At 48.3% G+C, this 21,873-nt stretch carries 27 protein-coding genes and 1 pseudogene; 19 read left to right on the forward strand and 9 right to left on the reverse strand.

The window, feature by feature from the left end:
- Window positions 1–372 precede the first annotated feature (372 nt).
- From AC6B99_RS17095 to AC6B99_RS17125, 7 genes are all read left to right on the forward strand, one after another.
- Window positions 373–588: a helix-turn-helix domain-containing protein gene (locus tag AC6B99_RS17095; RefSeq protein ID WP_496663850.1), complete on the forward strand. Its 216-nt coding sequence runs from the start codon at window positions 373–375 to the stop codon at window positions 586–588.
- A 156-nt stretch (window positions 589–744) separates the two neighbouring features.
- The gene (locus tag AC6B99_RS17100; RefSeq protein WP_496663851.1) at window positions 745–1,392 is read left to right on the forward strand and encodes a hypothetical protein; all 648 of its coding nucleotides are present in this window, start codon (window positions 745–747) and stop codon (window positions 1,390–1,392) included.
- A complete protein-coding gene (locus AC6B99_RS17105; RefSeq protein ID WP_496663852.1) occupies window positions 1,382–1,915 on the forward strand; it encodes an accessory gene regulator B family protein in 534 nt (177 codons plus the stop codon). Before AC6B99_RS17100 ends, AC6B99_RS17105 begins: the two co-directional genes overlap by 11 nt.
- Complete coding sequence (locus AC6B99_RS17110) at window positions 1,896–2,012, forward strand: cyclic lactone autoinducer peptide (RefSeq protein WP_496663853.1); 117 nt, start codon at window positions 1,896–1,898, stop codon at window positions 2,010–2,012. Before AC6B99_RS17105 ends, AC6B99_RS17110 begins: the two co-directional genes overlap by 20 nt.
- A gap of 21 nt (window positions 2,013–2,033) precedes the next feature.
- A complete protein-coding gene (locus AC6B99_RS17115; RefSeq protein ID WP_496663854.1) occupies window positions 2,034–2,414 on the forward strand; it encodes a LytTR family DNA-binding domain-containing protein in 381 nt (126 codons plus the stop codon).
- Window positions 2,415–2,601: 187 nt separating this feature from the next.
- A complete protein-coding gene (locus tag AC6B99_RS17120; RefSeq protein WP_496663855.1) occupies window positions 2,602–3,000 on the forward strand; it encodes a hypothetical protein in 399 nt (132 codons plus the stop codon).
- Window positions 3,001–3,194: 194 nt separating this feature from the next.
- Entirely contained in the window at window positions 3,195–3,386 is a 192-nt protein-coding gene (locus tag AC6B99_RS17125) for a helix-turn-helix domain-containing protein (protein WP_496663856.1), read from the forward strand.
- Window positions 3,387–3,433: 47 nt separating this feature from the next.
- Here the strand turns inward: AC6B99_RS17125 and AC6B99_RS17130 are convergent.
- The 4 genes and pseudogenes from AC6B99_RS17130 to AC6B99_RS17145 all read right to left on the reverse strand — a co-directional run.
- A pseudogene (locus AC6B99_RS17130) lies at window positions 3,434–3,805 on the reverse strand (manganese catalase family protein); the annotation flags it as partial.
- Window positions 3,806–3,913: 108 nt separating this feature from the next.
- Window positions 3,914–4,186: a spore coat protein CotJB gene (locus tag AC6B99_RS17135; RefSeq protein ID WP_056032158.1), complete on the reverse strand. Its 273-nt coding sequence runs from the start codon at window positions 4,184–4,186 to the stop codon at window positions 3,914–3,916.
- A gap of 2 nt (window positions 4,187–4,188) precedes the next feature.
- Complete coding sequence (locus AC6B99_RS17140) at window positions 4,189–4,413, reverse strand: spore coat associated protein CotJA (RefSeq protein ID WP_056032155.1); 225 nt, start codon at window positions 4,411–4,413, stop codon at window positions 4,189–4,191.
- Between the two features lie 229 nt (window positions 4,414–4,642).
- Window positions 4,643–5,212: a TetR/AcrR family transcriptional regulator gene (locus AC6B99_RS17145; protein WP_056032152.1), complete on the reverse strand. Its 570-nt coding sequence runs from the start codon at window positions 5,210–5,212 to the stop codon at window positions 4,643–4,645.
- A 165-nt stretch (window positions 5,213–5,377) separates the two neighbouring features.
- On the opposite strand from AC6B99_RS17145, the gene AC6B99_RS17150 reads away from it, so the two are divergent.
- Window positions 5,378–6,325, forward strand: coding sequence for a ketopantoate reductase family protein (locus tag AC6B99_RS17150; RefSeq protein WP_056032149.1), 948 nt, complete (start codon window positions 5,378–5,380; stop codon window positions 6,323–6,325).
- 51 nt (window positions 6,326–6,376) lie between these two features.
- On the opposite strand, the gene AC6B99_RS17155 is transcribed toward AC6B99_RS17150, so the two are convergent.
- Entirely contained in the window at window positions 6,377–7,495 is a 1,119-nt protein-coding gene (locus AC6B99_RS17155) for an AbrB family transcriptional regulator (RefSeq protein WP_496663857.1), read from the reverse strand.
- A complete protein-coding gene (locus tag AC6B99_RS17160) occupies window positions 7,492–8,208 on the reverse strand; it encodes an MBL fold metallo-hydrolase (RefSeq protein WP_235533079.1) in 717 nt (238 codons plus the stop codon). The genes AC6B99_RS17155 and AC6B99_RS17160 overlap by 4 nt, the downstream gene beginning before the upstream one ends.
- A gap of 196 nt (window positions 8,209–8,404) precedes the next feature.
- On the opposite strand from AC6B99_RS17160, the gene AC6B99_RS17165 reads away from it, so the two are divergent.
- Together AC6B99_RS17165 and AC6B99_RS17170 are read left to right on the forward strand one after the other, a co-directional pair.
- Entirely contained in the window at window positions 8,405–9,289 is an 885-nt protein-coding gene (locus AC6B99_RS17165) for a TetR family transcriptional regulator (protein ID WP_494882626.1), read from the forward strand.
- A gap of 140 nt (window positions 9,290–9,429) precedes the next feature.
- The gene (locus AC6B99_RS17170; protein ID WP_056032141.1) at window positions 9,430–11,130 is read left to right on the forward strand and encodes a methyl-accepting chemotaxis protein; all 1,701 of its coding nucleotides are present in this window, start codon (window positions 9,430–9,432) and stop codon (window positions 11,128–11,130) included.
- Between the two features lie 104 nt (window positions 11,131–11,234).
- Here AC6B99_RS17170 and AC6B99_RS17175 read toward each other — a convergent pair whose 3' ends face one another.
- Both AC6B99_RS17175 and AC6B99_RS17180 read right to left on the reverse strand, forming a co-directional pair.
- Window positions 11,235–11,597, reverse strand: coding sequence for an SgcJ/EcaC family oxidoreductase (locus AC6B99_RS17175; RefSeq protein WP_494863695.1), 363 nt, complete (start codon window positions 11,595–11,597; stop codon window positions 11,235–11,237).
- A 29-nt stretch (window positions 11,598–11,626) separates the two neighbouring features.
- Entirely contained in the window at window positions 11,627–12,421 is a 795-nt protein-coding gene (locus AC6B99_RS17180; RefSeq protein WP_056032136.1) for an SDR family oxidoreductase, read from the reverse strand.
- A gap of 108 nt (window positions 12,422–12,529) precedes the next feature.
- On the opposite strand from AC6B99_RS17180, the gene AC6B99_RS17185 reads away from it, so the two are divergent.
- Together AC6B99_RS17185 and AC6B99_RS17190 are read left to right on the forward strand one after the other, a co-directional pair.
- Window positions 12,530–13,405, forward strand: a complete 876-nt coding sequence (locus AC6B99_RS17185) for a LysR family transcriptional regulator (protein WP_056032133.1) — start codon at window positions 12,530–12,532, stop codon at window positions 13,403–13,405.
- Between the two features lie 206 nt (window positions 13,406–13,611).
- Window positions 13,612–14,025, forward strand: coding sequence for a hypothetical protein (locus AC6B99_RS17190; RefSeq protein ID WP_494863697.1), 414 nt, complete (start codon window positions 13,612–13,614; stop codon window positions 14,023–14,025).
- Here AC6B99_RS17190 and AC6B99_RS17195 read toward each other — a convergent pair.
- The gene (locus AC6B99_RS17195; RefSeq protein WP_496663858.1) at window positions 13,985–14,833 is read right to left on the reverse strand and encodes an AraC family transcriptional regulator; all 849 of its coding nucleotides are present in this window, start codon (window positions 14,831–14,833) and stop codon (window positions 13,985–13,987) included. The two genes, AC6B99_RS17190 and AC6B99_RS17195, sit on opposite strands and share 41 nt — an antisense overlap.
- A gap of 247 nt (window positions 14,834–15,080) precedes the next feature.
- Here AC6B99_RS17195 and AC6B99_RS17200 point away from each other — a divergent pair, with 247 nt between their 5' ends.
- From AC6B99_RS17200 to AC6B99_RS17230, 7 genes are all read left to right on the forward strand, one after another.
- Window positions 15,081–15,530, forward strand: coding sequence for an SRPBCC domain-containing protein (locus tag AC6B99_RS17200; RefSeq protein WP_056032121.1), 450 nt, complete (start codon window positions 15,081–15,083; stop codon window positions 15,528–15,530).
- A 238-nt stretch (window positions 15,531–15,768) separates the two neighbouring features.
- A complete protein-coding gene (locus tag AC6B99_RS17205) occupies window positions 15,769–17,241 on the forward strand; it encodes an amidase family protein (RefSeq protein ID WP_494863703.1) in 1,473 nt (490 codons plus the stop codon).
- A 78-nt stretch (window positions 17,242–17,319) separates the two neighbouring features.
- Window positions 17,320–17,994 carry a response regulator transcription factor gene (locus tag AC6B99_RS17210; RefSeq protein ID WP_056033039.1) on the forward strand — a complete coding sequence of 225 codons (675 nt, stop codon included), beginning with the start codon at window positions 17,320–17,322 and terminating at the stop codon, window positions 17,992–17,994.
- Complete coding sequence (locus AC6B99_RS17215; RefSeq protein WP_496663859.1) at window positions 17,991–19,418, forward strand: HAMP domain-containing sensor histidine kinase; 1,428 nt, start codon at window positions 17,991–17,993, stop codon at window positions 19,416–19,418. The genes AC6B99_RS17210 and AC6B99_RS17215 overlap by 4 nt, the downstream gene beginning before the upstream one ends.
- 59 nt (window positions 19,419–19,477) lie before the next feature.
- On the forward strand, window positions 19,478–20,392 hold the full coding sequence (locus tag AC6B99_RS17220) for an ABC transporter ATP-binding protein (protein ID WP_056032115.1): 915 nt from the start codon (window positions 19,478–19,480) through the stop codon (window positions 20,390–20,392).
- Complete coding sequence (locus tag AC6B99_RS17225; protein ID WP_496663871.1) at window positions 20,392–21,111, forward strand: ABC transporter permease; 720 nt, start codon at window positions 20,392–20,394, stop codon at window positions 21,109–21,111. The genes AC6B99_RS17220 and AC6B99_RS17225 overlap by 1 nt, the downstream gene beginning before the upstream one ends.
- A gap of 1 nt (window position 21,112) precedes the next feature.
- Window positions 21,113–21,850, forward strand: a complete 738-nt coding sequence (locus AC6B99_RS17230) for an ABC transporter permease (RefSeq protein ID WP_056032112.1) — start codon at window positions 21,113–21,115, stop codon at window positions 21,848–21,850.
- Window positions 21,851–21,873: the final 23 nt, after the last annotated feature.

A 21,873-nucleotide genomic window follows, 5' to 3' on the forward strand; every position in this document is an offset into this window, starting at 1 on the left:
ATAATTTTGGACGTCTTCATAAAACCATCTCCTTTATGATATACTGTATTGTAATGAGAAAGAAACAGCACCCTTATATTTCACCGTTCCCCGTAAGGGGTAGCCCGCCGAAGCGGGCTACTGGACTAGTCAGCCAGTGTGATGATGAGGATGATTATCGTATTTATCATGCTAATGATTGCTGTCACTAGCGCGATAACTTCACTACGATTAATCTGCTGTTTCTTTTTCTTTTTGCTCATTTCGTTCACCTCCTTATATTCTTATTATACAACACTAAACGTTATATGTCAACGCTAAACGTTGAATTATATTTCTTTAAGTGTTGAATTATAACGCTAAATGTTGTATATTCAAACGGGAGGCGATTAAATGTTGAGATTGAAATTACGTGAAGTCATGTTTGAAAAACGTTGGAATGCGCGAGAGTTGAGCGAGGCAACAGGGATTCGCTGGAATAGTATTGATGATTTGATGGAAAATAGAACAAAAAGATGGCCAGTGGATAATTTAGAAAAGATTATGGTCGCGTTGAAACTTGAGGATATATCCCAGCTAATCGAATACCAAAAAAGCCCTGACGCATAATGTCGGGGCTTTTGCTTTTTAATGGGACTATTTATTCATAAAGCGTATTGCTAACGCAGCCCCGAAATGCAATGATGGATAAAAAAGAGATAGCGGCAGCGCACATCCGGCTAATGCAACTTAGACGCTATAGGGCCGTAAAGGGAGACAGTGTTTATGATGGAATTTGTGTGGTCGATGCTTTTTTCGGCAATTGAGGGCATTGCGGTTTATGTTTGGATTCTTTATATTTTCAGGTTTAACCCTCAAAAATATGTTGCTCCAATATTAAAAATCGTCCTGCTAATTACTCTTTTGGGCTACTTGATTGAGAAGTTTACAGAATACGCTTTTTTAGTTCCGATTATTAACTTAGCTATCACAATACTATTTATGAAATTCACAATTAAAGTGCCTATTGTTTGGGCCGTGTTTTCGTCTATTACAGGATATTCGGTATATGGTTCTTTGCAAGCTTCAATATCATACCTTTCAGTGGGGTACTTATCCATTGCAGAGGTGCAGGCCGTTGAAGCCAAGGGCTATATTCTGCAATTACTGTCAGGTGTAATAAGCGTTGTATTGGCGCACGCATTGTATAAAATTGGTCGAGGATATTCCTTTGACTTCACTCGTTTTCAATTTAGGACTGAGGATTTGATCATTCTCAGCTTGAGCGCGTCATTTTCGGTAATTTCCAGTGTGATTTTACAAAGTAAAAATTTAGACTTTGCTTTTGTGTTCTTTGTTCTATCGGTTATTGGATTTATTTATTACGCAAAAAGGAAGGAACGTGAGGAGATTGCTAGAGACTTTGGCATCTAGAATGGCTGCCAGAATAAAGGCGGAGGTTCCCGATCATCCGGTTTCTGAGGGCAAAATGCGCCTGGCGCTATCGTTCCTAATGAACGTCATTCCGATTCTGACACTAACTTACTTAATCTCGCTTGCGACAGGAAAGACGCAAGAAGCATTCATAGCCATGCTGGTGTTCGCGCAGCTCCGCCAGCTTGCGGGGGGAATACATCTAAAATCAACAGAGGTGTGCATAGTCGTATCGGTGGTTGGCGGGACGCTGCTGTCGTTCGTCGATTGCCCGCCGATTTATATTTACATCATGTCGGGGGCAAGCCTTGTTTTAGCAGCGCTGTATGCTCCGGCTAACATCAAAGGTAAGACGCTGATGCCTGAACGCTTCCACCGCTATTTAAAGCCTGCTACGCTGGCGTACATCGGCCTGAGCCTTTTTGCCGCATCGCCCGTGGTGGCTGCTGCTGTTTTCGCACAATGTCTGACCCTTATACCAATAGGAGGGGGTGAGAAGAAGCATGAAAAAACGATCTTATAAGCTGTTTGCGACGATTCTAGGCGTTGTAGCCATCCTTGTTGTATTACCAGCCAGTTGGGTATTCGTACACCAGCCAGACATTCCAGAGGACTTTTAAAACTGCGTGGGGATGATATGAATGGATATAACAGTTGCAATAGATGTGTCAGGGGATGGCGGCTTAAAGAACATACCGAGCTGCGGGGTTATCTATTTGGAGTTCGATGCAGTAATTGACCGTGTAATAGCCCACACCGAGTATAGCAATTATTATTTGATAGGTTCATTGCGGTATTGGGCGCATGCATTAAATAACACGGGCTGTAACTTCGCAATAGTTGATCGAAGCAATGCAGTCAATATTGACGCAATACGTTTTATGGATTCAGGCTTTAAAAAGGCTTATTTTACTGAATATCCAAATCAACGGTCAAAATTCTGCATCATGTCGGAGGAAAAATTTAAGGCTGTTTTAGCTTTACTTCCCCCGAGTTTCGACAATGTTAGGAGTATGACATAACAAATTTCGACGCTTATCCCTATCGGACGAGCGTCTTTTTTATGTTACATAGCATGTACAGAATGAAAAGTGTGTCGTAATATGTCGATAAAATAGGGAAATTCGCGGCCGTGAATTTCCCTTTACATATCCCAGCGATCCCCTAATAATGCAGATATAAACCAAAACAACACGGAGGTCACAGGGGATGCATGTAGCGGATTTTGAGACGATAATGATAATGAAGTTTAAGCAGCTTAAAAAAGAATGGTCAGGTAAGGGGCCGTTAAAGACGGTGTTCAGCCTACACACCAACACAGCAACACTAATATACGAGGCCGAGTTTACGAGCTTCGAACTCTACCTTCTCGACCTGCTGGGACGTGCAAATAAGTTTAATTTTTTCTTGGAGGACGTGACTGCCATAATGAAATCGGACTTTGATCCGATTTTTGCGGACATGTATCCAGGACTTGAAATAGAGGGGATGACAAGCATTGTGGAGGGTGAGCATTGTCGCAAGCAGATCGTCACGATCAAGTTCAACCAAAACCTGCGGCAGCTCGTCGTGAACGATGAGATAGACATGAGGAAAGTTATAGCTTAATATCCCGTCAGGACTTACAAGGAGAGCGTATAACGATAGTGGTTATACGTAGAGCTGGATCAAGCCGACACTTAGACGCCTAATAAGCGTACTTTGTGTCGGCTTTCTTGCTAAACAGGAGCGTTGTCCGGGTTGTGTCCGGTTCAGTTGCTCGGATTATGGTAGCGTGGTTATAGCACCGTGGGGGGGACACTATGAAAATAACTCTTAAAAATGCCAGATTAATAAGCGGGCGCACAAAAAATGAAGCTGCAGCCTATGCAAAAATAACAGTAGCCCAATTAGAGGCCTACGAAGAAAAATCATATGAGACGCCAATTGAAACGGCTGTTCCATTGCTCCGACTATATGAGATTCCTTTCCGATACGTCAAATTCTCAAAATAATAGGCGAGCCGTATGAACAATCAGGAATTTTATCCTAAGAGTACATACGGCTCTCCCTTGGCCTGTATGTAGGCGGCGGTGAAAGGAACGCCCGAGGCATTGTTGTAAAATAGCGCGCTGTCATGGCTCGCATAATGCGGCCCCAGCCCAGCCTCTTCAAGCTGCTGAGGAGTCGCATCCTTGGTTAGTTTATAGATCATCGTAGCAATCATTTCTAAATGCGCAAATTCCTCTGTGCCAATATCCGTTAGCAAGCCAATGACCTTGCTCGGAATCGTATAGCGTTGATTCAGATAACGAAGTGCCGCCGCCAGTTCACCATCCGCGCCGCCGTATTGTTCGGCGAGATAACGCGCCATTCGAGGATCGCATTTGCTAACCCGAACGGGGTACTGGAGCTTTTTCTCATAAACCCACATGCCGTTGTCACCTCCAACATGCTAAGCTGCCGCTTTTTTAGACCGCTACCCAGATGTCATCAGCAGCGGCAGCCCGCTGTACTTCATGTTGACTGTCTGTCAGGCCTGCTACACCTGCCACGGCCAAGGCGTATTCGGCCATTGGAAAGGGTAACCCGAGAAGCTGTGTCCATAGTTCATCAGCGGACCATACTTCATTTCGAACTGCTGGGCGCATTGCATGCGTTGCTGGGCCAAATAATTGAATTGCTGCAGGGCATGATGGTCATGCGGATGGGTGTCGAGATAGAGGTTCAGCTCAAGCAGGCCAAAACCCAACTGCTGCAGCTCCAAAAGCTTGGCATAATAGGCTTCATCGCACACCATTGGCTGCTCACTCATGGCTAATAGCTCCCCCCTCCACATTTGGATGCGTACGGGCTGTATAAGGCAGGCCATAGCGTTCCAAGCCGCAGCGCCTCTTCTAGCGAAAATTGCGGAAGGTTCATCGGCTGAAAAGGAATGTACTGGTTCGGCGGAACGACATACGTCCGCACAATCATCGGCTCGCACGGATCATGCGGCCCGACAAAGGGGTACCATTTTCGAATTTGCGGATTGCTGTTCATGCACGGCCTCCTTCATCCAGCTAGCCTAACACTTCTCTTTGCTTTCAATTTTGTCCAACAAATGGTTCTCTTGGCTGGAGTATTAAAACATTTGTATGTTCAAATTTCAGCTAACTTGCTTGTCTGTTGAAAATTTAAGCAGCTATTCGTCGGTTTGCTCGTTAATAAATCCGTTGCAGATCAGCAACGAAAATAAGGCAGTACCTCTACAAGGAGGAACTGCCCTGGCTTATTTCGATTCCACATCCTGCGGCACCATCTGATTGCGCTCAAGCAGCGCCCATAACTCTTCGGCCATCTCTTTGGCTGGATAGGGCATGGAACGGGTAATCCACCACTCCAGAACACCGACCGCAGCGGATACTAAAAACTGCTTCAGTACTTCTTGGTTCCTGTCTTTGTTCATATCACTCTTATCGATGTTTTCACCTAGCTGCTGAAACATCAACTCCATCATGCGGCTTCGAAAAGCGGGGATGCTCTTGTTTGTCAGCAGAGTCGAATATAGGAAAGCATGCTCCTCTAAAAATACAAGCGTTCGAAGCAGCAGCTCTTTAGACGTAAAGGAGGTTGCCTCCTCGTTAGGCAAGCATTTTTGCTGCAATTGGACTAAATGGACCTCTATGCATTGATCGAGAAGATCGAATTTGTCTACATAATGCAAATATACGGTGCCCCGGTTTACATTAGCCCGGTCTGCAATTTCATTAATCGTAATTTGCTCGAAATTTTTCTCTGCCATAAGGGCAATAAAAGCTTTCATAATCGCATCCCGCGTTTTGAGCACCCGTCTGTCCATAGAATCCTCCTGAAAAGTGGATATAAACAACTTCACCAAATCTGTTGATTAATCAACGAATCGGACTTTTTTAACGATTGAAGCGATCCCAAGTCGTTGGTACTATCATTGTATTGAACGAATGTCGATAAATCAACAAATGTTCAAATCGATAAGGGGTGGAATATGAAAATATTAGTTTATGGCGCGGGCGTTTTAGGCAGCTATCTGGCCCATGTGTTAGTGCAGGGAGGCAATGACGTCACGGTGCTTGCAAGAGGAAGCAGAGCGGAGGAGCTGAGCGAGGATGGGCTCGTCATTCGCCATTATTTTCAGCGTAAAACGACCGTAGATAAAGTGAAGGTCATTCAAGCACTCCCGGCGGATGACAGCTATGACCTGATTTTTGTTGTGATGAAATATAATGATTTCCCAGCGGTGCTGCCGATTTTGGCGAAAAATAAAAGCAGCCATATCGTGCTTGTCGGCAATAATCCGACGGCCAGTACGACGGAGAAAGAGCTGTTGGAGAATAGCTTGCCTGACAAAAAGGTTGCCTTCGGCTTCCAGCTAAGCGGCGGCCGCAGAGAAAAGGGGCGCATGATCTCCGTGCGTGGAGGCGGTCAAATGGTGCTTGGCAGCTTGAACGGGCCTGTTCCCTTTAAAGATTTAATCGACAAAGCATTTGCTGATGTCAAATATAAAATCGATTATCATGAGGATATAGATGCATGGCTTAAAAGCCACATTGTCCCTATTCTGGTGTTGAGCTCCGTTAGTTATGTCCAAGACAATCAATTTAAACAGATAGCGAAGGACAAAAAACTGCTCCTGCAAATGATTGCAGCCGTTGATGAAGGCTTTAAAGTAATGGAGGCTATCGGCTATACGATTACACCTGCAAGCCAGGTTGATTATTTTCGCCGGAAAAGGCAGCTCGTCTACTTTTTTCTGAACATTTATCATCGTCTTCCCGTTGCGAAAATGATAGATGGCTCATTCGTGGAAATCGCCCATTTGCATAAAGCGTTCGACGTTTGGAAGCAGCAAGCCCGTATAGCGACGCCAAACTGGAATGAGCTTGAGGAGGCGTTCCTTGCAAAAATGGAGGGGAAAGCTAACGAAAGACGATAAGTGGTGGATAAAAAAGGACAGCGCGGCTTCGCTTAAGCCCGCTGTCCTTGCTTACTTACTTTCCATCGGCTGCTGCCCATTTGAGCCGGCTGCCGATCCTGTTCCGCTGCCACTGCCGATACGCTTGAAAAGAAGCCTCAGCAGGGGAGGGATGGCGAAGTAGATGAACCATGTTCGAAACAGCTGGTAGCAGCTGACGATGGCAACATCCGCATGAATTTCCTTGGCGATAATGCCCATCTGGTCCATGCCGCCAGGGGACATGCTAAGAAAAGCAGTGGCAGGCGACAGATTATGCAGCTTGGCAAGCAGCAGGCTCATGCCGAACGCTCCGGCAATGAGGACGATTCCGCTTAGGATGGCGAGCAGGGTGATGCGTGTTTTATTTTTCAAATTTTCCGGCCGCAGCAGCAGTCCGACATAGGTGCCGATCATGAGCTGTGCTGCACTCAACAAGGTCGATGGCAGCAGAGGAGCGTCTAAGCCAAAGTTATGAAGCAGTGCGGTTGCGATCATCGGGCCGAGCAAATAGGACGAAGGCATCTTGATCTTTTTTGCCAGCAGCGCCGCCGCCACACAAGCGAGGGCAAACGGCACAATGCCCGGGAATAAGGCGCCCCACTGCGTCCACTCGGAGCCTGCTGCTGCAACGACGATCTCATCGTGAACGCCCCCGAACAATGGGCTGAATACGAGCAGCGGCACACAAAAAATAATCATCATCAGCCGCGATACCTGCAAAAAGGTGACGACCGTAATATCAATGCTCTTCGTATCCTCCGCTAAAATAACCATTTGCGACAAGCCGCCCGGAATGCAGCCCATTAGGACGGTCGGCAGCGGCAATCCAGACAGCTTGGCAATCGTGATGCCAATTAACCCGCTAAATAGCAGCAGCAGTACCGTCATAAGCACCATAGTCGGCAGCTGATGGCCCATTTCCTTCATCGTGTCGACTGTAAGGGACAGTCCGATTGAATAGCCAATAATAAGCAGTGCTATATTGCGCATGGAGCTGGGCCATTGCGGTTTGAATGTCTTTCTCAGCAATCGTGAACCGAGAAAGGCGAATACCATCGGACCGAGCAGCCAAGGCAGCGGCACATGAAGCGATGCGAACAGATAGCCCCCGGCTAAAGCGAGCACGAGTGCCGTTACAAAACGGATCACAGCTGGTCAGCCAGCTCAGCAATTCGTTTGTTTGCGTCTCCTTGGAACAGCCCGCCATGGTAGCAAATCACCTGCTCGATATCAAACGCTTTAAGCTTGCTGAGGGAACGGATAGCCTCCGCCATATTTGGGGTGGCAGCAGGCACTGGCCCGGATAGCTGGCCATCGATCACCACCATGGCATCCCCCGCGAGAAGCGTCTTGCTCGGCTGATGATACAGAGAGAGATGTCCCGGCGTATGGCCGGGTGTATGAATAACGGTAAGCCCGCCGCCGAAGTCGAGCGTATCGCCATCTGCAATCGTCAAATTAACGTTCGGACGGGTTGGATGGATAAAAGTGTGCTCAAACGCTGTCCGCTGCTGTTCAGGCATCGTCTCAAGCAGCTGCGCCAGCCTTTCAGGAGACGCTTTGAGCAGCGGCTCTTTCCCGTCAACCGCAGCCTGATCTCCAAGATGGGCGTAAACGACGGGCAGCTTGCGACTCGAGGACAGAAAACCTGGCAAGCCCCCGATATGATCCAGATCCTGATGGGTAAGAATAATAGCGCTTGGCGGTACATCGGGAAATCCTGCTTCTACGACCATTCGCTGAATCGCTTCGGCAGAGCCTGGCAGGCCCGTATCAACCAGCACCCAGAAGTCCGGCCCTAATATCGCTGTGGGATGAAATACTCTATGATTGTCTCCCAAGCTTAAAGTCAATTCCAGCATTTCAATTCCTTCGGCTATGCGCATGTGCAGGCCACAGCTTTATTCCTATTTAAATAGAAACAAGCGGCAGCGCACCTCCTTTACCAGTAAAGTAAAACTTATGAGTTCAATATAAAACTAAATAGTTTCGGTGTCAACTCCAGACGTTGACCTCGCCCTTTCCTCATGTCAAGATAGGGGGGAGGAGGGCATCTAAATGGAGGAATTACGAAAAGGAAAAATTTTAGACGCTGCTTTGGCGCTTTTTCGGGAGAAGGGCTACAGCGCTGCATCCATGCAGGATATTGCTGAAGCTTGCGGCATGGCGAAAGCGAGCATATATAAGTTTTTTGCTTCCAAGGAAGATTTATTCACCGAGGTGTTTACCGTTTGCTACCGTTCTTTGCTGGAGCAGGAAGCGGAGCTTGACCGTGTGCAGTCGCAGCAGGGGCTTGCGCCAAAGGAGAAGTTTCGCCGGAAAATTGAATTCCAGCTGTATTATACGATGGAGAACCATTTGTTCATGCTCGACTTTAAAGAGCTGCCGATAACGGCGAATGATAAATTTTTGACAGCATGGCAAAATAAAAAAGCGGCTATGCTATCGTGGCATCGGGAGCTGCTGACAGAAGCGTACGGCGAGCAAATCGACGCTATCATATGGGATGTCGTTACCATTTTTCGAGGCATGCTGCTGCAATATTTGTCCTATGCCATTCAGAAGGTCATAGCCGTGCCGATGGCAGAGCTGGCCGCTTTTCTGGTGGACCGGATGGACGCCGTCGTCCGCGATATGGCGGCCAAGCAGCCGAAGCCGATTATTGATGGCGCGAACGTCTATTTTAACCATTTGAACCCGAGCGATGAGCCGGTACGGCGGGAAACGGCTGTGCAGTTTCTTCAAGCACTGGCGGGGAAAATAGACGAGCTGCCTAAGCCAGAGGCTGTTCGCGCAGAACTGCGGGAAGTCGTTTCGCTCCTTGGGCAGGAGGCTCGGGCAGAGCAGCGAAATCCGACACTTGTACGCGTGCTTATAGCCTATTTGGACAACGTTTCCGAGCTGAGGGCTGATGTAAGACAGCTGAATCTTATGCTGTTCTAGCAGCTTGCCCTTGTGACTATTGGGCAATGGTATCTGACCTGTCTAAGAAAGGAATATTATCCCGAAAATTGTCGAACGCATATTCACTCCCATGATAAAAATGTCGATATATTTAAGACACACATCAGAGGAGTGAAGTTATGAGGTTCAGCATTCGCTTTAAATTGCTAACGGGTTTTATTTCGGTAGCGTTACTGCTTGTTGCAACAGGGTTAATCGCGATGTTTGCCATGAACGGAATGGGCGACAAAGCAAAGGAAATGAATGATAGGTGGATGCCAAGCGTATCCCTTCTTGGAATTATGAACGGGGAAGTGTCTGACATTGAGCGGCTTGCCCTGAACATCATTGTCGAGACGGATACAGATGAAGTCAACAAGTTGAACAGTGCTTTGAACGATCTTATCGACAAGATTAAAACCGAACGCGAGCAATATGCAACGATGGTTCAAACTGAAGAAGAGAAGGCGCTGTTCGATGAATTCGGCAAAAGCTTGGATCTTTATTTGACCAAAATGCCAGAGTTTATCGCATATGGCAAGGAAAATAACTTTGAAAGGGCGAGCGAGCTGCATACGACAGCTTACCCGCTCTGGTATACGGCTAATGACAATATTACCAAATTGATCAATCTGGGAATAGAAGGATCGAAAAACGCTGCAGACGAGTCAGTTGATCTGGCTGTGACTAGCACGAATACCATTATAGCCGTAGTCATCTTCGCTGTACTGCTAGCGATTGCTATTGCTATCTTGATTTCGCAGATGGTATCTAGGTCTGTACAGAAAGTAAGCAGAGCGGCGGAGCAAATTGCCCAAGGCGACCTGACCGGCGAGACGATCGTCATTAAAAACCGCGATGAAATCGGCGATTTGGCTAAATCCTTTAATGCAATGACCCACAGTTTGCGTGAGGTCATTAATTCGGTCTCCATGACCTCCTCGCTCGTTGCCGCTTCCTCCGAGGAGCTGATGGCAAGCGCTGAGCAGAACAGCAAGGCTTCGGAGCAAATTTCCGAGACGGTCGAGGAACTGGCTGTCGGAACAAGCGAGCAGGTTGATATGGTGAAGCGCTCCTCTCAAGCAATCGACGAAATGTCGATAGGTGTCGAGCAGATCGCGCTGCGTGCGCAAAGCGTATCTACATCGGCACTCGATGCGGCGGCTCAATCATCAGAAGGCAACCGGACGATTCAGCAGGCCGTCGTACAAATGGATTCCATTCAGCGTTCGATTTCTTCGCTTGCTGACTTGGTCACTGAACTTGGCGAGCGTTCGCATGAGATTGGCAAAATTACCGATGTGATTACCGCCATTGCAACGCAAACTAATCTGCTTGCTCTGAATGCGGCGATTGAAGCGGCAAGGGCAGGCGATCACGGTCGCGGTTTTGCGGTCGTAGCAGATGAGGTCCGCAAGCTGGCCGAGCAATCGTCCGCTTCGGCCATGCAAATTACTGGATTGGTCAGCGTTATTCAGAAGGACACGATTAATGCAGTCCAAGCTGTAACGATGAACAAACAAGAGGTATCGCAAGGTATCGCAGTTGTGACGAATGCTGGAGAAGCCTTCGAACAAATTTTGGATGCCGTTAACAAGGTAGCTGGCGAAATCCAAGAGGTTTCGGCTAGTGCCGAGCAAATGGCGGCAAGCACGGATGAGGTTGTCGGCTTCGTGAAGCAAATTTCGCATATTGCGGAGGAAGCTTCGGGCGGCGCGCATAATGTATCCGCAGCGACACAGGAGCAGCTTGCTTCGATGGAGGAAATTGCATCCTCGGCGGCATCATTGTCCAGCATGGCTGAGGAGCTTCAGGATAAAATCAGCAGATTCAAAGTATAAGCGAATGCCGGCTTTCAAGCTTCATTTGTAATAAAAGCAAAGAGACAGCTCCCGGTAGCACAGGGGCTGTCTCTTTGCTTTTAAACTTTGTGCGATTGATTTCTCTAATCTTTTTTGTGATCGTTTAGAAAAATGGATAAACTCGCAATTTTAACATCTGCAATACGGAAATGGTAATCGAGCAATAATGGGTCGGGTAACCCTGTTTTGTCGTAAGTTCCTTCCAACTTGCATGTTACAACAATCTCATCCTTATTCTCTTGTATTGATCTAGGCTCTAACGTTACATTTGCTCCAAAATGGTATTGATCGGCCCATTTTTTAATCTCCTTTTTGCCAATCCGCTTTTTTCCTTCATCCAAAACAACGGCATCTTCTGAAAAACAATTTATAAAAGCTTCTGGATCGGGCTTATTCGATGCATCCATATATTCACGAATTACAGTTGGAATTTGAAGGATTTCCATAGTATCTCCCCCTTAGTTTATTTGAGTAATTAAATGGTAGGAATGGTTCCGCCATCAATGACATATTCGCTTCCTGTAATGGATGCTGCACGATCAGAAACCAAAAATGCAACCAGCTCAGCAACTTCTTCAGGAAACCCAGGGCGGCCAATTGGAATGCCTCCAAGCGAATCCATAAGCTGCTGGAGCGCACTTTCTCTGCTTCCTGTTGCAGTTGCCATCCTCTCAATTAACGCATCTGCTGCCTCAGTCTGAATAAAACCAGGAGACAATGAATTAATACGAATACCACGGGGAGAAAATTCATTAGACAGCCCCTTGCTGTAATTAGCGAGAGCAGCTTTAGCTGCTGCATAAGCTAATGTAGTCTCGTAAAGAGGCAATTTTCTTTGGATGGAGGTGAAATGCAGAATAACGCCTGATTTGTTTTCCAACATGAGTGGAATTAAACCGCGATCAAGCCTTACTGCGGCCAGAAGATTCCAATTTAATGCCTGCAGCCAATCGTCATCGCTAAGGACAAGTGCGCCTCCTGGTGGAGTAGAGGATCCGCCTACACAATGGACAATAATATCAATACTACCAAGCTGTTCTTTCACTGCTGCAATCACTTGCTCTACTCCTTCAGGCGAAGCAATATCGGCTTGAACAAATTTGACCGAAGCGGGCATGTCAGCAGATACGGAACGGGCTGTTGTCAAGACAGTGGCTCCACTGCTTGCTAGCCTCTTCACAACAGCTTGCCCCATTCCTTTTGTACCGCCAGTTACAAGCACCTTCTTGCCTTTAAATTCTGTTGCCGAGTACTCAAATGTGCTATCCATATCTATTCCTCCTTATAATGAATAATAGTACACTTGACTCTTCCATAACGTCCAATCTATTATAATAATGAAATTGATGAATAATATTAATATAAAGAAGGTCACATAATGGAGCTTACACAATTAGAGTACTTTATGACGGTAGCACGCTTAGAACACATGACGATGGCTTCAAAGACACTCGGTATTACCCAGCCAGCGCTAAGTCATGCGATTGCAAAGCTTGAGAACGAAATCGGGGCTCCCTTGTTTGAGCGTAATGGGCGAAACGTGAAGCTGAACCGCAATGGCGCCATGTTCTCCAAATGGATCGGCAAAGCCTTGCAGAACATTGAAAGCGGCGTAAAAGAAATCGAAGAATGGTCTAGCCCGGAGACGGGCGTTATTACTTTATCCTATCTCAATATCCTTGGTGTTGACTTAATCCCCCATTTAGTCCGAAGCTATCAATTAGACTATCCCAAGGTTCGATTTGAATTGACACAAGGGAATCTTGGAGATATAGATGAGCATTTGGAACAAGGACATTCGGATCTTATGATTACATCGAAGGAATCTACTTTAGACAATCATAAATGGATGATGATCCAGAAGGTCCCATTGTATATTGTTGTAGCCTCTCAGCATCATTTAGCGAATCGTTCAGCTTTGAGTTTGGCAGAGCTTTCGGGCGAGCCATTCATCGGTTTGAAAAACAATTGCGGCTTAAAAGCGACGATAATGTCGCGTTTCCAACATACTGGTTTTGTACTTGATTCGGCGTATGAAGCCGAGGACTTAATCACAGTAGCCGGCTTTGTTAAGTCAAATCTCGGTGTATCTGTCTTGCCTAAGACGATGGGATTAATGTTAAACGAACTTGTTTGGATTCCGATTACGGATGATGGCTGGTATTGGGAAATAGGCTTAAAGTGGAGGGAGGATCGTCATATTTCTCCGGCTGCCAAGCGGTTTATTGCATTTGTTGAAAATGAGCAGCGGTAGGCTGATTTACGCGCTTGTATGAAAAATTCACTCTAGGATAAAGCGCCTTTAAGTTGGAAATACGGCTATTGTAAAATAATCGTACAACTTGGAGGTGTTTTATCCTTGTTTCATGAACGGGGGCAATTTCAGATGATGCATCACTTTCGGGGTGTTTTTATGACATAGCCAGTTGGAGAGGGGGATTCCCTGAAGCATATCGGTCATTGAAGGCCTTTAACTCCGAAGCCAAATCCATTGTTTTCCAACTGGTTGATCAGGTAGGGTTCGACCCTGTCGATGCCGGCAGTTTGGATGAGTCTTGGCGTCTGCAGCCGGGCAAGCCGGCCTATTGCGTCGACCTTGGTGCGACTGGGATGCAACAGGCGCTCGCTGCAGCGAGCCCGGAACGCAGTCCGGAATTAACAGGGTCCCACCTTAGCAAGGATGTGATTCAAGCAGCACACGAGCAGCAAAGCGCGTTTTACGAGAAATATTTTAAAGCCTGCTTACTGCTCGCGGAAGCGAACGATTGGACGGAAGCAAAAGCGACCAAGGCGCTGCATGTGCGATTTGAGAAAGGCGATAAGTCTCCAGATGTTATTTTAAACCTCGTGCTGGAACAGCAACGACTTGATTGATGCCATGGTCGACACTGGCGTATTGTTCTGGAGTGACGCCGACAACAGCTTTAAAATCTTTAATAAAATGTGATTGATCGTGGTAACCAAGCTCTAGCGATAGCTGCGTCCAGTCATGGCTTGGGCTGCGTTCCAGCGTTTCAGCGGCATTTTGCAGCCGGTACAGCTGAATAACCCATTTTGGCGTAACGCCAACATATTGATCGAATAGACGCTGCAGCGTTCTTTTGTTAATATGAAAAGCCTCGCATAGCTGGTCGACCTTCGTAACGTCTCGCTGAGCTATAATCCAATCGACCATTTGATTAATGAGCGTGACCGATTCATCCTGGGCAGGCAGCTTCGGTTTAATGAAGCGCTCGGCGAGCTCGACCATAGCGGCTTCTTCTTCCTGTGCCAGCAGCAGCTTCTCGGCGGATGGCCCATCCATATCGAAAATATCATGGATGCCCAGCGGATGGTCAGCAAGAGAGGACACCGGCTGCTTCATAAACGGATAAAAGCCGCCAGGACGGAATTTTGCGCCGAAGACGCAGCCTTTGCCTTCTACGAGATAACTATACTTCTGCTTGGCCGCACCGAAAATGCCGCTTCTTCCCTGCTGAACGATAAGGTTCACGCATGGATTAGGCACAACCTCCTGCAAATACTGCTTCTGCTCGGACAAGTCCCAGCTGACGATCCAGAAATGCTTGACGAAAAAAGCAATATCCTCGGAAGGCGCATAACGCGTAAGCTGAAAATTTTTCTCCCCCTCCTGCAAATGGAGAAGGCCCATGCTCGGTCGTTGCATGCTTGCGCTCATCATAAATTCCTCCGCAATTTATTGTTATAGTCGTTGTCGCGTTTTTACAATACATGCTGCTGCTTGCACCTTATAATAATTTTATCACAGCTAAGCTTACTAGCAAGATAAGGTGAAACGGCTTTCGCCGACCTCTCTCGGCGCGGCGCGTTTCATTCCGAGAAATATAGAGAGAGGATGGAAAAATCATATCCTTTCCTATATTTTAAGTATAAGGTCAGCCCATTCACGATTGCGGAGGAGTGTAGGTATGGATTTGAGATATGATTTTTATGTGAATGCCGAACCGGAGGACGTTTGGAATGCGTTCATGAAGCCGGAAAACACGCGCAAAATCTTTTTTGGCAGCACGCTGCATTCGACGTTTGAGCCAGGTGCCCATTATGAATACATTGGGCCAAATGAGAAGGGCGAAGAGGTTGTGCATGTTTACGGAACGGTACTGGAATATAAGCCAAATGAGCTATTCAGCTGTACGGAGCACCCGGGGCCCTCATATCGTGAAAATCATGCGGAGCTCGAGACACGGCTTACGCTGTCACTTGAGAAGGTCGGCGGCTGCACCAAGCTGACGCTGGTGAATGATAAGTGGCCAGCTGACCACCCGTCATATGAAAATACGAAGACGAGCTGGTGGATGATTCTCAGCAATATTAAGACATTGGCGGAGACGGGCAAGACGCTTGATTTCGGCTGGTAAGCGCACATATATAATGGGATAAAGAGTTAGAGCAATAGAGGCGTTTTTTGCAAAAAGCAAGGATGTATCCGCATTCAGCGGAAAAATAAAGAACCAGAGCCATAGGCGGCTTTGGTTCTTTGTTGCGATTTAAAGTAAGAATAACGAATCAGTTTAGTTTGGCTAAACTTCTTTACAATCCCTAAGAACAAGGTAATATGGAAGCCATATACATACAAACGATCAAGGGGTTGGATTTATGCGGATTAAGTTTGAGGAATGGGTTGTGGAAGCTGATATAGCCTCTATGCACAAAGCGATGGAGGAGGGCGTACTTAGCTCGGAAAAACTGACGCTAATATATTTAGAAAGAATAGAACGTTATAACCCGATCATCAATGCGGTACTTGAACTAAATCCAGAGGCCATAGCCATCGCGAAGCAGTTGGATAAGGAACGCGAGGAGCGTGGGAGCAGGGGACTGCTGCATGGAATCCCTATTTTGTTAAAGGATAATATAGATACGCATGACGCCATGCATACAAGCGCAGGCTCCATAGCATTAGCGGATTCCATTGCCGAAGCGGATTCGTTCGTAGCTGCCCGCTTGCGTGAAGCGGGTGCGGTACTGCTTGGTAAAACAAATATGACCGAATGGGCAGGGTGCATGTCGGGTCAAATATGGGCGGGATACAGCTCTAGAGGCGGTCTCACGCTCAACCCATATGGCCCAGGGGAATTGTTCATTGGTGGCTCCAGTTCTGGCTCAGCGGCAGCTACCGCAATTAATTTAGCAGCGGCAGCTATTGGAACGGAGACGACAGGCTCGATCATTAGCCCTGCCAGCCAAAATGGCCTTGTCGGACTGAAGCCAACTATTGGTCTCGTTAGCCGCGCTGGCATTATCCCCATCTCTCATTCACAAGATACAGCGGGTCCTTTGACGAGAACCGTTGCTGATGCAGCACTGCTGTTGGGGGCAATGACGGGTGCGGACGGACAGCAAGAGACGAGCTTTATAAATGACTATCTCCCTTTTCTGGACGCTTCCTATTTAAAAAAAGCGAGAATCGGCATTCCCAGATTTTATTACCAGGGCTTAGATACTGATCGGCTTGAGATAGTAGAGGCTGCAATTGTCATTCTAAGAGAGGCGGGAGTAACGATTGTTGATCCTGTAGAGCTGCCATGTGAACAGGAACAGTGGGATGGCAATGTCATCCGCTACGAATTGAAGCAGGGCTTGAATGATTATTTGGGCAAGCTTGCTGCGCATGTCCCTGTTCATTCCTTGCAGGAGGTCATTGCTTTTAATGCGGCAAACGCTGAGCAAGCGTTAAAATATGGCCAAGATACTCTCATTTCTTCGGAAGAGACGAGCGGGACCTTAACGGAGCCGGCTTATTTGGAAAGCCTAGCGAGGAATAAAGAAATGGCGGGTAAGCTAGGAATCGACCATGCACTTGCAGAGCATCAACTGGACGCGCTGCTGTTCCTTGGCAACGAGGGGGGTGACGATCTCGCTGCAAGAGCGGGTTATCCGGTTATTACCGTACCTGGCGGATACGCGGAGAAGGGGGTTGTCGCAAGCGGCGGATATGTAACCAATGGACCGCAAGGCATCACTTTTGTGGGGGCCGCCTTCAGCGAGCCAACCCTAATAAAGCTGGCTTATGGCTTTGAACAATTAACGAAGCATCGCTTTGCTCCTGTATTGAAGGAAGAAAAATAGAGTTTGAGGCTGCTGCGTATTATTTTCAAAGTATTGCAGCTTGATAACCTTTGCTGTAGCTGGGGAGGGGAAAGCGCGTTGAGTGTAAAGCTTTTATATATTGAGGATGACAAGGAAATTGGGCAGTTCGTTTATGCGCATTTGCAGGAGCGGGGCTACGAGGTGCAGTGGCTGCTGAGCGGCGAACGGGCGCTGGAGGAGGCGGCGGGCTGCTCACTGGCGATTTTGGATGTGATGCTGCCGGGACTAGATGGTTTTACGATTGGGCAGCGGTTGAAAAAGGCAGAGCCGAGCATGCCGATTCTAATGCTATCGGCGCGGACGGCAATTGATGATAAGCTGCAAGGCCTGCAGTTTGCTGATGATTATTTGACGAAGCCGTTTCATCCTGATGAGCTGACGGCAAGGGTCGAGGTGCTGCTGCGCCGCTTTGCAAGCGTTGCGGCTGAGCCGCTGGCGGTTAAGCATTGGCTTGTTTTTGAACAGGAGAACCGCATTGAAAATCGGGAAACGGGCGAGGAAATTCTTTTGACAGGCAAGCAGTTTCAAATCTTCTCCTACCTGCTGCGCCATTTGGGGCAGATTATGACGAAGGAGCAAATTTATGAGGGTGTATGGGGCGAGGCTTATCTGGAAGGGGACAAGACGCTGATGGTACATATTCGCTATTTGCGCGAGAAGCTGGAGAAGGACCCGGCTCATCCCGAAATTATTGAGACGGTGCGGGGTATCGGCTACCGGGTGAAGCCGTGAAGCGGAATAAGAAGGAGCGGCGGACACACAAAGGCGGCCGTTTGTTTCAATCGCTGCAATCCAGATATCTGCTCATTATTCTATCAGCGTTTCTGTTCGTGCCGATCGTGTTTCCAGTGGCGACGGTTTTCTATTATTATCTGGGAGTTGCGGTTCAGCAGCAGGACATGCAGGAGCTTAAATACGGCAAGAGCAGCGAGATTGAGCTAATGTTCCATCAGCAGGCGGCCGTGCTGTCCGGCGCATCCAGCCAGCACATCAATGAAACGCTGCGAAAGCTGCGGGAGAGCTATCCCGATGCTTCCTTCTTTTGGGTCGATGGAGAGGGGAAGACGAAGCTGGAGCTTGGCGGGCAGGACAGATTGCCGGTGACGTGGTCGAATGAAGATGCCATCCAGTTTATGAAAGAAAATACCGGATCAGACACGTTTACGGTTGTTGCCTTTATTGGCGATAAGCCGCTTGGCCAAGGCTTTATGGCGATGCAATTGCCGCGTTCGCTTGTGCAAAGCAATACGCCGCTCATATCTGGAGCCCCGTTTTATATTCTTTTTCTCATCCTGGTGTTCCTGTTCTTCGTGGCTTTATCGCTGTTGTTCTTCCGCCATATTCGTAGGCGTCTGCTGCGCTTGCAGGCGGCTATGACGAGGCGGGGAGCAGAGGGTCTTCCGCTGCCGGTGGAGGTGAATAAGCAGGATGAGATTGGACAGCTCGAAATCGCTTTTAACGAAATGATTTTGCAGCTTAGAGCGGGCAGGCAGAGGGAACGCGAAGAGGAGGAGCTGCGCAAGGAGCTGATTGCGAATTTATCGCATGATCTGCGTACGCCGATGACGGTGATGGGCGGTCAGCTGTATACGCTGCATAAGGAGCCGCTTAGTCAGGCGGGACGCGAAACCGTAAAGCAGTTGGAGAATAAAATCGATACGGTCAGCAGCCTGATCGAAAATCTGCTTTCGTATACGCTGATGACCAGCGGACGGTATCCGCTTGAGCTGGCACCGCAGGATGTGCTGCGGCTTGTCAGGGAAAGCGCAGCCTCTTGGTATCCGCTTTGGGAGCGCGAAGGGCTGGCGGCGGATATTGAACTGCCCGAGCAGGCGCTTGTCTGGCGTGTGGACAAGGACGGCTTCCGTCGCATTTTGGACAATCTGTTCCAAAATGTTATGCGTCATGCCGCTGACGGCGGCTACATTGGCGTTGCCATCGTGCAGCATAGCGAGCATTCGGCTCTCGTCATTTCGGATCGGGGACCCGGCACCCAGTCGGCCTCGAAGGAGAAAGGGGCAGGCATCGGCCTTGCGATCGTTCATTATTTGATCCGCGAGATGGGGCTGGCCTGGCATATTGACAGCACAGCTAAAGGCACACGCATTCTAATCTATCCGGAAGCGGCGGCGGGTTATTTTTTAAACAAAATTTAAACAAAGAGGCTCCTTGGTTTTAACCTTGATGCGTTATTCTAGCTTTCGAGGTGATAGACATGAACGAATGGGTCATAGAAACGAAAGGGCTCAGCAAAAAATATAAAGGGCGTTATGCTGTAGCCGGACTGAATTTGCGCATTGAAAAAGGGGATATTTACGGCTTTCTTGGGCCGAATGGGGCAGGGAAAACGACGACCATCCGCATGCTGCTCGGGCTGATTAAGCCATCGGGCGGCAGTGTGCATATTTTCGGCAAGGAGTTGCAAAAGGAACGGCTGAACATCCTTCGCAAAGTCGGCTCGCTGGTGGAATACCCGTCCTATTACGGACATCTTACCGCAGTCGACAATTTGGAGGCCATTCGCCGAATTATCGACGTCCCACGGGCGAGAATTGCCGAGGTGCTGGACATCGTTGGCCTTGCGAAGGAGGCACGGCGGTCCGTAAAGGGGTATTCGCTGGGCATGAAGCAGCGGCTTGGCATCGCCAGCGCATTGCTGGGCAATCCAGAGCTGCTGATTTTGGATGAGCCCACGAATGGCCTCGATCCTTCCGGCATTTTGGAAATTCGCGAGCTGATTAAGCGCATGCCGCGGCAGCATGGCATTACGGTGCTCATCTCCAGCCATTTGCTGAGCGAGGTCGAACAGATGGCGGGAACGGTAGGCATCGTTAGGCAAGGGGAGCTTGTTTTTCAAGATACGATTCAAAATTTGCAGCAGAAGGCGCAGAGCACAATCGAGCTGCGGGTATCCGATCCGCAAGCGGCGCTGCTCACCTTGTATGAGCAGGGTTTGGACGCTGTCAGAGAAGGCTCGCTTATTAGACTGGAAGGAATAAGCGATGCCGCTGCGGCACAGATGGTGAACCAATTAGTAGCGCGCAAGCATGACGTATATCGTATCGAAGAAAAAAGAAAATCGCTAGAGGATCTTTTCCTGCAAATTGTTGGGGAAGGGGGACAGAAGTGATGGGCATGCTTTTCAAGGCACTATCTGCCGATTTTTTGAAAATACGCCGCAAAGGGCTGTGGGCGCTCGTTATATTTGCTCCTTTTGGCGTTGTATTGCTGCAAGCCGTCAATTTTGGGCTCCGTTATGACTATTTAGTGAAGCAGTATGCCGAAGATTTATGGGGCGGGCTGCTGCATAATATCTTCATGTTTGTGCCGATCTCGCTGTTTCTCGGCTGCGTGCTTGTCAGCTCGCTGCTGGCAAATGTGGAGCATGGCACAGGCTCATGGAAGCAGCTGCTGGCGCTGCCTATATCAAGGCTGACGGTGTTTTCTGCAAAATTTGCGCTGAGCGCGATTTTGCTGGCCTGCTCCTGCCTGCTGCTTGCCGTATTCTCTGTCGCTTTAGGTGTGCTGCTTGGCTTTGGCTGGCACTTTCCGCTGACGGAGGTGCTGCGGCTAAGTTTCTATCCTTATGCAGGTGCGCTGCCCATGCTTGCCTGCATGCTATGGCTCTGCATGACCTTTCGCAATCAGGGCTTCTCCATTAGCGCCGGGATCGTTACCGCGATGGCTTCCATGTATCTTCCGGCTAAATATACGTGGCTGCCGCTGAATTGGCCGCTGCTTGCCTTCAGAGGCGAACGGGGAGAGCTTTATATCGGCGCGGGAATATTGACCGGGCTAGTTATTTTTTTGCTGGGTTCTGTGCATTTTGGCCGAAGGGATGTGGTCTAGAATGGCTGCATTCATGAGGCTGCTGGCATCCGAGCGGCTTAAGCTGTCCCGCTCCTTCATTTGGCTGCTAGTCCCTATTAGTCCGCTGCTCTCGTTTTTATTAGGCATTGTCTCTAATCCAATAGAAGGCACGCCTGCCGAGCAATATGAAGGCTTGTATTCATCCATGGCGTTGTTTCATGCGGTGCTGCTTTTGCCGATTTTGACTGGCGTCTTTGCGGCTTTCGTTTGCCGCTATGAGCATGCTGGGGGAGGCTGGAAGCAGCTGCTGGCGATGCCAATATCGCGTAAATCGCTTTATTTCGCCAAATTCTGGCTCGTTTCCGAGCTGCTCATCGGTGTGCAGCTGCTTTTCTTGGCAGCGGTGCTCATTACAGGTGCTGCCCGCGGACTCCATGAAATTCCTTGGAATTTTATGCTGCTGGGCTTGCTGGGAGGCTGGCTCGCTTGCTTGCCTTTAGCAGCGCTTCAGCTCTGGGCATCCACCAGCTGGAGCAGCTTTGCAGCGCCGCTGACGATTAACGTCATGCTGACGCTGCCGAATATATTAGTCATCAACTCAGCAGAATATGGCCCCTTTTATCCTTGGGCGCAGCCGACGATTGCGATGCTGGCGCTGGGCTCCGAAAATTACGGTGCCTTCACTATGCCTGTGATGAACTTGTTTATGACGATTATAGGCAGCTTGCTTCTATTTATTATCGGCGGCCTAGTCTATTTCCGAGCTAAAGAAATATAATAACAGGAAACAGCCCATGCAGC

The sequence above is a fragment of the Paenibacillus liaoningensis genome (genome assembly GCF_059609455.1).